The organism is Polyangiaceae bacterium (genome assembly GCA_016715885.1).
Classification (GTDB): Bacteria; Myxococcota_A; Polyangia; order Polyangiales; family Polyangiaceae; genus Polyangium.
Genome location: JADJXL010000015.1, coordinates 704,829 through 716,044 on the forward strand (window position 1 = coordinate 704,829; position 11,216 = coordinate 716,044).

Genomic DNA, 11,216 nt, shown 5'->3' on the forward strand with positions numbered 1-11,216 from the left:
CCCTCCGCTTTTGCCCATCAGTCCAGGTATTTGCCCAGCATTGCGAGTTTCGCCTCGAGTCGCGCTTCGATATCGTCCTCCACATCGCCTCCTTCGTCCGCGTGCGACGTTTCCGTAAAGGCAAGGACTGCGTGCTGAGCGTGCGATGGCGGCGGAGGTTGCGGTGGCGCGAACGGCAATTGCTCGACCAGTTGTTCAGCCAGCGCAGCCGGAGTCGGGTAAGCGAATAGAAGCGCAGCCGGCAGTTTTAGTGCAAAGTCGGATTCGAGACGATTACGCAGCTCGAGACTCATCAAGGAATCCATTCCGAGGTTCGAGAACGGCGCAGTTCGATCGATGCGATTGGGATCCATACGCAACACTTGCCCAATTCGCGTGCACAAATGTTCCTCGAGCAAGACGATGCGATCCTCGGGCAGGGCTTGTTGCAGCGTATCGAGGAGCGTATTCGAGGATCGAACCGTATGTGGCGGCTGCGGGGCAGGTTCATCCCGTTGAGGCGGCGATTCGAGCAGGATGTCGCGGGAAAACGGTGATCGCACCAATTGCGGAAATGCTGCGCGCGCGTTTTCATGCTCGATGCGCAACACGTCGACGATCGGGCGCGGACGCTCGAGCACTTTTGCAAAGAATGCACTTCGCTCCTCGGGCGTGAACCGTTCGCTTCCGCAAGACGTGACTCGCTGGGTTTGGCCATCGGCGGTCGCGCCATGGGCGTCGCCAATCGCCCCCCAATGAATGGTCACAGCGGGCAATCCATCAGCTATTCGGGCGAAGCAAAGAGCGTCGGCAAAGGCATCCGCGACCGTTTCGCTGCCCCGCCCCGGCAAACCTAGAAGGTTGGTTGCGGACGAGAAGGTGATGAAAAAGTCGAGCTTCCGATCTCGCGTGGCAGCATGCAGGTTCCATGCGCCAAACAGTTTGGGCTCCAATGGTTTGAGGAATAGCTCTTCTTCCATGCTCGAAAGGGTTCGATCCGCCGAAATGGCGGCAGCATTCGCCACACCACGCAATGCCGGCATACCATGATCGATCTGCGACACGACGCTGTCCAATTCGGTTCGGTTGGCGATGTTCGCTTGGAACGTGCGTACGCTGGCGCCTGAATTCTCCAATTCGCGAATCACAGCGCGCGCGGTTTCGTTTGGCAAACTCCGGGACACGAGCGCAATGTGTCGACCTCCCCGTTGCACCATCCATTTCGCCAACGACAGACCCAACGTACCAAGGCCGCCTGCAATGAGGTACGTGCCATCGGCGCGGATCGATGCTTGCCGCGAGTGCGTAATCGAAATCGTCGCCTTGGGATCGGGCATACGAATGGCGATTTTACCAATGTGTCGAGCTTGTGCCATCAGGCGAAATGCCGCATCGGCTTCACTTGCCGCAAACACGGTCAGGGGAAGCGGCTGGAAAGTACCGTCTTGGAACAGTCGCGCCACTTCGTCGAGCAATGCGGCGAATTGGTCGGGGCGATCCGCGGCCATGCCCACGAGGTCGATAGCGGTATACGATAGCGCCTTGCGGAAAGGCAGCAATCCTAGCTGGCTATTGCCATAGATGTCCTTTTTGCCAATTTCCAAAAAGCGCCCATAAGGAGCGAGCACTTCGAGACTCCTCACCAGCGCGTCGCCAGTCAGCGAATTCAATACGACGTCGACGCCGCGCCCTTGGGTTTTGGCAAGTACTTCGTCGGCAAAAGCAAGCGAGCGCGAATCCATGACATGCTCGATGCCGAGCGACCGTAGGTACGCGCGTTTTTCATCATTGCCAGCCGTGGCGAACACTTCTGCTCCGACCGATCGCGCATATTGAATGGCTGCCAGGCCCGTGCCCCCGGTCGCGGAGTGTATCAGGATTCGTTCGCCTCGCCGTAGTCGTGCGACATGATGCAGGGCCCAGTAAATGGTCATGAAGACGGAAGGAATCGTCGCCGCTTGCTCGAATGATAGTCCGGGCGGTTTTGGTACGACGAAATCGGCGCGTAGCGTTACATGCGTCGCAAAGCTCGATGCAGCGGATGCCATGACGGCTTGACCGACATGCAGGTGCGTCACGCCATCTCCAACGGCGACGATTCGCCCCGAGCATTCACCGCCCAGGCGCAAGGCTTTTCGATCCATGCCGGGGTAAATTCCCATGGCTTTGAGCACATCGATGAAATTCAGGCCCGCTGCTTCAATTTCGATTTCTACTTCGCCGGCTCCAGGCGCCCGGCGGTCCAGGGGTTGCAATGCGAGCCCGTCCAATATTCCCGGTTGATCGATTTCCAGCACGTATGGGCGCATTGCCGCCGGCAAATGCTGCGCCGATGCCGTTCCAATACTGTCCCACTGGCCCCTTTCGAGCCGTGCGACGTAGCGACCATCGGGCCGGAATGCAATTTGATCCTCTTCGTCTCGCCCAAACAGCTCGCGCAATACGAGGTCGACCTCCTCGGTCATCGCTGTCGCAGGTAGGTCGATTCGGACGCACCCGAGGTTCGGGTGTTCCATTGCAATGAGCCGTCCGAAACCCCAAAGTGTCGATTGTGAAACCGCCGGAGCATCTGCGGCTACATCAATCGACTGCGCGCCCCGCGTGATGAAATGCAGTTTGGGTGTCTGTCGCCAATCCTGCTTCAAAATGGCTTGCGTGACACGCAATGCGCAAAGTGGCCCTCGGCGGACGTCAGCGGCAAGTGTCCCGTTCGTGGTCTCCTTCCATGGTGTCGCGTCGAGCGCACCACAATGGATGACCCCTTGACAGCCCAGTTTTCCAAATGCCGCCGCCAGCAATTTTTCCCAGTGCTGTGGATTGGTCGTATCGAGACGATAACCATCACCGACGAGGCGTTTGTAGCTTTCGCCATCGAGGATTTCCACGACTCTGCTGCCGCGCGCGCGCAATTGGTCGGCGAGCGCGGCTCCAAATCCATCACCATCGAGGATCACGAGCCAAGGACCGGTCTTCCATTCGATGCTTGGCGGCGCTTGCGGGAAGTCCTTCCGCTGCCATACGACCTCGAAGAATGAATCGGCAAATGGATCTTGGATGGATAGCGGCGACTCGACCGATGGTTTCTCGGGAAGCTCGCCCATTTCGACAGGCGCATGCCCGAATTCGCCTTCCGTTGCAGGCAAAACGGCCTGCGGGGCTTTCCTCGGCCGATCGATCCAGAATCTTTCGCGTTGCCAGGGGTAGGTAGGTAATGAAAGGACACGGCCGTCATCGGCATTCAACTTTTTCCAATCGATGTCGATGCCATCGACAAACAGCGTTGCGAGCATCTCGGCCTTCGACAGGAGCTCCGTGCGGTCGGGATCGAGCGTTCGCAGTACGCGCGTTTCCATTTTTCGTTCGGCAGCGCATTGCTCGAGACTTGCCGCGAGGATCGGATGGGATCCGATTTCAATGAAAATCTCGCAGCCATCTTTGAGGGCTTCGTCGACGGCTCCAGCCAGGTTCACCATCGAAATCATGTTGAGACCCCAGTATTCGGCGACGAGCGCGGCGGCGTCGATTCGCTTGCCCGTCAGCGTACTGTACATCGTCAAGGCGCCGCTTTTGGCTTCGCGCCGGCCGATTGCTGCAACCAGCTTGCGCGCGACGGAACCCATGAGCGGACCATGATGGGCAGCGTAATTCATTGGCAGCTTGCGCGTGGCCACGTTCCGACGGCCGAGCTCTGCAAGCGCGGAATCGAGCGCCGAGGAATCACCCGACAAAGTCACCGATTGCGGAGCGTTCGCGGCCGCAATCGACAACTTGGACTCCTGCCCTTCGATTAAATGCATCGTCTCTGGCACCGATGACGCCACCCATGCCATTGCTCCAGTGCCAGTCACTTCCTGCAGGAGCTTTCCTCGTGCGATGACGAGTTGCAAAGCGGTTTCGAGAGACATGGCTCCACATATGTGCGCAGCCGTTATTTCGCCAGCACCATATCCAATGACGGAATTCGGAAAAATGCCCCACGATCCGAATAGCTCCACGAGGGCGACCTGGAATGCGAACATGACCAGCTCCGCGGCGGCTGGCTGCTGGGCATGAGGAGGCTCCCGTACGGCTTTGAATTCATCGAGAATGGTGAAATTGGCACTTTGCCGCACGAATCCATCAATTTCGAGGATCTTGTCACGAAAGCTCGGCTCTTCGGCGAATAGTGTTTTTCGTGCACCAAAGGTTTCAGAATCGAGATCGGAAAACACGAATGCAATCGGGTGAGCGCTTCGAGGCGCCGCGCGTCCTTTCACGATTCGAGAGGCGGCTTTGCCTGCAACGAACGACGCCAAAAGTTCTGAAAATTCTTCAGGCGTTCGTGCAAAGAACGCAAGCCGATGGTCGTAATGCATGCGGCGGACGCTCGCCGTGAACGCGACGTCGCGCATTCGTACGTTCGGTTCTTTGGCAAGCCACTGCGCATACGAATCGGCAAGCGCACGGAGCGCCTCGGGTTTTTTCGCCGAAAGGGGAATGATGTATTCGCCCAAAGCGTCGGCAATGGTGCGGTCTTCTGTCCTTGGGGCCTCTTCGAGGATGATGTGCGCGTTCGTCCCGCTCAACCCAAAGGAGCTTACTCCAGCGAGGCGTGGTTTTCCTTGCTCTTGCCAAGGTATTGCACGGATAGCGCCGGCTATGTGCAAATCGGACCACGGGATATTCGGATTCGGCTCCGTCAAGTGGAGCGAACGCGGAATCTTTCCGTGCTGCATTGCGAGCGCGGTCTTGATGAGTCCCGCGGCTCCCGCCGCGGCCTGGGTGTGCCCGAAATTCGACTTTGCCGATCCAATGAGCAGCGGCCGCTCGGGTGGTCGATCGGCGCCAAAGACGGCTCCGAGCGCCTGCACCTCGATGACATCCCCCATTGTGGTCCCAGCGCCGAATGCTTCGACGTAGTCGATGTCGGCAGGTGCCACGCCGGCGTCCTCGAGCGCTCGTCGAATGAGCTTTTCCTGTGCCAAACCGTTGGGGGCCAAGAGCCCATTGCTTCGGCCGTCTTGATTGACCGCCGTTCCCCGAATGACGGCCAAAATCCGATCACCATCCCGGACGGCATCCGAGAGCCGCTTGAGCACGAACATGCCGCAGCCCTCGCCCCAGCCGATTCCACCAGCCGCTGCATCGAAGGGCCTGCAGCGACCATCCGCCGATAATGTTTGCATTCTGTTGAATGCGACGTGGGTCGTCGGCGTGAGCATGAGCGCGACGCCTCCCGCGAGCGCCATCGAGCATTCGCCGGAACGTAAACTTCGCACGGCGAGATGCACGGTAACGAGCGACGACGAGCACGCCGTATCCACGGTCATGCTGGGGCCGCTCAGTCCGAGCACATAAGACAATCGTCCTGATGCAACGCTACCGGCCGTGCCGGTGCCCAAATGACCATCGACCAATTCCAATGAATCCCCAACCAGTGTTTCGTATTCGTGGTACATCAATCCCACGAATACGCCGGCATCGGTCCCGGACACATCGGAGGCGCGAATTCCGGCATGTTCGAGTGCTTCCCATGTCGTTTCGAGAAGCAGCCGCTGCTGAGGATCCATCATGGTGGCTTCGCGCGGTGAAATTCCAAAGAAATAGGGATCGAAATGCTCGATGCCCTCGAGGAATCCACCCTCACGCGTATTCATTTTGCCGGCTGCACCCGGCCGAGCGTCGTAATAATCGTCGACATTCCAACGCTCGCGCGGCACGACGCGTATCGTGTCGATCTCTTGATCGAGCACGTGCCAGAAAGTTTCCAAATCGCGCACGCCGCCCGGATATCGGCAGCCCACGCCAATGATTGCAATGGCTTGATTCGTCGTGGGAATGGCCGCGGGGCGGTTGGCTACGGGCTGCTTTGCCGGCTCCGATATGTTTCCAACGAGATAGTCGACGAGGGCATGCACGGTCGGGCGGTCGAATACGAGCGTCGCAGGCAACGATTTTCCAATTCGAGCTGCAATGGCATTGCGTAATTCCACTGCCATCAGAGAATCCAGCCCTTGTTCCTGGAGCGGTCGGTCCTTTTGCACTTCGTTCGGCGAGCTCAATCCGAGCACGCGTGCAACATCGGCGCATATTGCGGCTTCCACGTTGGCTTTGCGTCCGGCGACGTTCAGCCGCGCGAGCTGCTCCAGCCACTGGTTCGATGCTGCTGCTGCTGCCGAGGGTTTACGTTCTGTCGTGGCCGTCGAAATGATTGCCCGCCACATGGGAGGCACTTGGTTTCCATATGTGCGCGCTGCGGCAGATGAATCGTGTGCGAAAATTGCAATCTGAGGCTCGGGGCGCGCCAATGACATGCCCAATGCGCCGAGGGCTCGATTGGGCTCCAGCGCCAGGATCCCCTTGCGATGCATGCGCGCGAGCATTGCTTCTGAAAGCCGGGTGGCCATTCCACCTTCGGCCCATGGGCCCCAATTCAAAGACAACGCCGGAAGCCCCGCCGCTCGGCGCCCGTAGGCGAGAGCATCGAGGAACGCATTGGCCGCAGCGTAATTGCTTTGACCTGCGCTACCAAATAAGGACGCGATCGATGAAAACAGGACGAAGAAATCCAGCGGCATTTCGCGCGTGGCGACGTGCAAGTTCCACGCGCCGCGCATTTTGGGTGCAAACACCTGGCTGAATCGCGCATCGCTTTGCTCGGCGAGCACTCCATCGTCGAGCACGCCCGCAGCATGGACGACGCCCCGCAGAGGCATATCGTCCGGTATGATCGCGACAATCTCACGGATGGCGACGAGATCGGTCACGTCCACACGAGCAATCGTGATTTTTGCCCCCTGCTGCTCGAGACGCGCGATCTCCTCCGATGCACCACCGCCAGGAGCGCGACGCCCAATCAATAACAAATGCCCTACTCGATGTTCCTGCCAAAGCCAATTGGCAATACGCAATCCGAGCGCACCGAGTCCGCCCGTAATCAAGACCGTGCCATGTGACAGATTACGCGTGGCAAGGGAATTGCCTTCCGTCATTGGCGCGTGAACGAGCCGAGCGGCGAGTCGACGATGGCCATGCCAAACCACTTGCGGCTCGTCGTCCGTCGATGCCATTTCGTGTTCAATGCAGCCGGATGAGCTGCTTGCACCTGCCTCGACGTCGACGAGCTTCAGCCCAAGCTCGGGATGTTCTTGCTGTACGGCACGGCCCAGGCCCCACAATGGAGATACCTCGAGTGCCAGCGTCGAGGGGTTTTCCGCTGGTTGCGCTCCTTCAGTAATCCAAATCCACCGCAAGGGTTGCTGATGGGTGCGACCACGCGCAAATTGCAGCACCGCTTGAACGAGATGTAAACCCATCAATGCATTTCGTTCAGCCAGCGAGGGCGTGTCATGGTCCGGCGACGCGTCCGCATCTGTGCCCCACCAGCACAATATGCCGGAAAGCGATCCGTCAGCCGACGCGTGGTGCAGAGCGGCGAGCGGCGTTTCCGCATTGCGTGAAGCGTCGGCGAGGGGAACCGCTCGCCATGTTGCACCAGCGGCATCGAGACGCGCGCCGAGATCAGCGACACGCGCGCGCGAATCGCATAGAATCAACCATCGGCCGCCACCCAAGAGCGATGCATTCGTCGTGCTTGGGTTTGTCGGACGAAACTCGGGCACGAATAGCAATTCATTTGCCGATTGTCGAAAGAATGCGTGTCGAGGCGCGCGTTTGAGCGCGAAGTCATCGATTTCGCATACGATGTCGCCCGTCTCCGAGACGATTGTAATATCGCCACGCATCGTCTCGCTTGAAGCCGTCACGCTCGGTCGAAAATGCGCCCGAGCCGTCGCCATGGGTATTCCGAACCACCGCAATTCTTTGAGTGCCAATGGCAAATGCGGCGTCGTGTCCTCATTCAATGGCGGCTGGTTTTCCGTGCGCCATCCAGCGCAGGCAAAACTATTGTCAATGAGAATGGGGTGCAGCGGCGCATCGATTGGATTCGTACCCTCGACCGGAGCCAATGCGACGGCTCTGCCATTCGTGGTAACATACGCATCACGAATCCAGCGCCAGCGGGGACCCCAATCGATTCGCAGCGTGGAAAGCTTTTGAAAAAACGCCTCGACATCGAGCGTCTCTTTTCGTTGACCTAGCGCCGCGGCGTCGTGTCGAGACTGGGCTTCGAGAGCCAGCAATCCTCGCGCATGTTCTCTGAAGCCAGCCGCGTTCGCATCGGGTAAGCTCAGCGGAGTCGAAACGGTGAATTCATATTCTCCTGCACCTCGAGGACGCAGACTCACGTAAAGCTCGGTATCTCCTTCAATAGCGAGCGCCTCGATGAAGACGACATCCTTCAACGTAACTGCCGTGGCGCCCAACCGGTCGGTTGCAATCGACAAAAGTACGGCAAGATAAAACGCGCCAGGCACGACCTCATGGCCGTGTACGATGTGGTCGCTCAAGTACGACTGTCGCTTGGTATTGATCGTCAATGCCTGAAATAGCGTGTCGCCGGGTAGTTGTACGGGCGTACCGGACAGCGAATACCGACCTTTTCGCTGTTCTAGCCGCCCTGGAATCGCCGACGTATGGGCTGCCGCTGCAATCCAATGACGCTTGCGCTGCCAGGGGTACGTGGGTAATGCGACATTGCGTCCCGCGTCGCCGCAAAGCGCTTTCCAATTCGGTGACACTCCAAGCGCATAGGCTGCTGCCATTGCACTGAGCAGTTGAAGTCGATCTTCCTTCTGCCTGCGAAGTGTGGGAATGACCTTACCGCCATTGCTGCGCGACGACAGAATTTGCTCGATATTCAAGCTGAGGACCGGATGTGGTCCGATTTCCATGAACAAGCGATGACCTGCTTCGCAAACACGCTCGACTGCATTCGAGAAGCGTACGGTATTGCGAATATTCGAGCCCCAATATGCAGTATCGAGCTCCGAACCTCGCACATCGGTGCCGGTCACGGTGCTCGTCATGGGAATCGAACCGGATTTCGGCGTTAGGCTGCCGAGTTCCTCGGCAAACTGTTGCCGAATCGGTTCCATCTGGGCGCTATGGAACGCATAATTCACGCGCAAGGGTCGGCATTGGACGCCCTGCCCGCTCATCTGTGCAACGATTTCATCGACTGCCGCGTTGTCACCTGAAATGACCACTTGCGTCGGCTCGTTGATCGCTCCGATGGCGAGGCGATCACCGAACCGCGCGATTGCTTTCGATACTTCCACTTCGGACAGCCCAATGGTCGCCATTTTGCCGCGCCCGGTGGCTTGTTGCATGACACGGCTACGCACGGCGACCAAACGGGCTGCTTCATTCAATTCCAAGATATCGGCCGCGTGCGCGGCAGCTATTTCGCCTACGCTATGGCCAATCACCATGGCCGGTGATATATTCCACGATTTCAACAAAGTAAAAAGCGCAACTTGTAATGCGAATATGGCAGGCTGCGCGACGATCGTTTCACCAATCCGGGAGCGATCTTCGGGTGCGCGGATCTCGTCGAGGACGGAAAACCCCGTATGCGGCTTCAATGCCGCATCGCAGGCCAATAGTGCTTCACGAAATTGCGGCTCATCGTCGAAAAGCGCCTGGCCCATGTTTGCCCATTGTGATCCCTGGCCAGAAAACACGAATACCAGGGTTGGCGCTTCGGTGATCACCTGATCCGTGGCGAGGCCATTGGCTGCGTCTGATCGAGAAATTGCCGCAAGCGCTTCGATGATGTCTTGTCGCGTCTTGCCAACGACCGCTCGTCGATACTCGTGGTGCGTGCGGCGCATGGCCGCAGTGTACGTTATGTCGGAAAGGGAAGTGGTGTTCGACGACAAACTCGAGGCGTGGCTTTTTGCCATTGCTTCGAGCGCTTCTGAGCTTTTTGCGGACAGTGGCAGGATGTATGCGCTGGGTTCTTTCGCCGCGGGTCGCGATGGCTCGGGCGGGGCCTCTTCGATGATGATGTGCGCATTCGTGCCACTCAAACCAAAAGCACTCACTCCCGCTATGCGGCTTGTATTCGTGCCCTTCCAAGGCGTCGTGTCCGTCGGAATGAGAAATGGAGTTTCATTGAGCGATATCCGAGGGTTCAGGCCTCGGAAATGAAGGTTTTTCGGAATGGATTCATTGCGCAGCGCGAGCACTACCTTCATCAAGCTGGCTGCGCCAGCGGCCGATTCGAGATGCCCAAGGTTCGTCTTCACCGCGCCGAGCACGCATGGCCTTCCGTGTGCGCGTGGCTTGCCGAATACGCGCCGCAATGCATCGAATTCGATGGGGTCTCCGAGCGGTGTTCCCGTTCCATGGGTTTCGATGTAGTCGATTTCCTCCGGGGAAAGGCGTGCGTTGGCCAATGCCTGCTTCAGCAGTGTTTCCTGCGCGCGGACATTTGGCGTCGTCAGCCCTGTCGATCGACCATCTTGATTGACCGCCGAGCCCCTGATTTGTGCCAAGATGGTATCATGATCGCGTTGCGCATCGGAGAGGCGTTTCAATACGAAAAGGCCGCATCCCTCGCCACGAACGTATCCATTGGCACGGGAATCGAAAGTCTTGCAGCGACCATCCGGAGAGAGGGCTTGCATGTTTGCGAGCATGAGCATTGGTTCCCATGCCAAGATTGCATTCACACCACCCGCGATGGCCATGTCGCTATCGCCATTACGAAGACTTTGGCATGCAAGATGAATGGCAACCAAGGTGGAAGAACATGCGGTGTCCAATGCTACTGCCGGACCCTGGAGCCCGAGCGCAAAGGCAATTCTCCCTGCGGACGTCGCAAGCATGTTGCCCGTTGCGCTGTACATATCGAACCGCCCCGCATCGTTCAGCACGCGGCGTTGATAATCGAGCCCCGTGATTCCTACGAATATCCCTGTCTTGCTGCCGCCGAGCTGCTCCTGCGGCACGCCTGCATTCTCCAATGCTTCCCACGTCACCTCGAGCAGCAACCGCTGCTGAGGATCGAGCACCTCGGCTTCCCGCGGTGCAATTCCGAAAAATGACGCATCGAATTGATCGAGCCCATCGAGAAAAGCCGCGAACTTCGCGCCAGGTTTGTCCTCGGGCAGAAGATGTTCCGGAAATCGTTCCGGGACAATCTTGCGCACGGCATCGACGCCGTCGACGAGTGATTGCCAATATGCATCGGGCGTGACCCCGCCGCCAGGGAATCGACACGCCATCCCGACGATCGCAATGGGCTCGTTCTTTTCACGCAGGAGATCGTCGCGCTCACTGCGCACTTTTCGCAGAGCGCCTAGAGCTTCGCGTAGCCGATTGACGTAATCTCCTTCGGTGATGGACAC

Annotated in this window: 1 protein-coding gene; it reads right to left on the reverse strand. The window is 58.4% G+C overall.

The window, feature by feature from the left end:
* Positions 1 to 17 precede the first annotated feature (17 nt).
* Positions 18 to 11,216, reverse strand: coding sequence for an SDR family NAD(P)-dependent oxidoreductase (locus IPM54_16480; protein MBK9261387.1), 11,199 nt, complete (start codon positions 11,214 to 11,216; stop codon positions 18 to 20).